Genomic DNA, 797 nt, shown 5'->3' on the forward strand with positions numbered 1-797 from the left:
GAATTCTTTTCTATATATCTTAGTTGGTAACTTAAGACGTGATAAATAATATCCTTGATTATCTTGAATAGACTTAAAGTCTTGTAAACGAAAATATCCTAAGTCACGAATATACAGTTCATTCTTTTGTGCCATACCTGTTCGAGTCGCACCATACGCCTGATCACTTCGTTTTCCTGGTTCAATTTTCACATCAGAAAATTCTCCACTCAACAAGTCATACTCTAGTTGAATTTTCACACCAGCTTTATGACTACATCCTCCAGCACCAGGATAAGTAGATGCAAATCGATCCGGCACTTGAAATGTTGTAGAATCAAGGATAAGAATACGTTCAAAGTAAGTAGAAAGAGCATGAGAAATCTTAGATAATCCCCCAATTTTAGCTTGTAGAAGTGAAGTAAATACAGTTCGAAAGAAGGCTACAGAAGCCGAGTTAAATCGCCGATTAAGTCCCTCAGGACTTAATAAAATTCCTGTTGAAGTTTCTAATTGACTACAAAGTTGAGTAAGAGAGGTAGTAGCGATTTGTTGATTTAACCATACACACAAAGATAAAAAATGGTGCCCATGGCACTTACGTTTTCGTTTCATTCCGCCTGCTTTTAGGGCTAATTGATTAAGTGTAGCGGGAGACATATAGCGATATAACTCTTCGGCAAATAAAGACAACTCTTGACTTTGATGCATATTCATAAAAAGCACGTCACCCTTTCTCATTAACATAAGAGAATAGTAACGTGCTTTCACCTTCAAGAATAGTCTAAATCCTTAAGTTGATGGATGTGTGGCGGTAC

At 36.8% G+C, this 797-nt stretch carries 1 protein-coding gene; it reads right to left on the minus strand.

The features are described 5' to 3' along the window. The coding region (locus BAQ49_RS01555) for an IS4 family transposase (protein ID WP_116733414.1) at window positions 1-696 on the minus strand (696 nt) is incomplete at its 3' end. Window positions 697-797 lie beyond the last annotated feature (101 nt).

Source organism: Bacillus proteolyticus (genome assembly GCF_001884065.1).
GTDB lineage: Bacteria > Bacillota > Bacilli > Bacillales > Bacillaceae_G > Bacillus_A > Bacillus_A proteolyticus.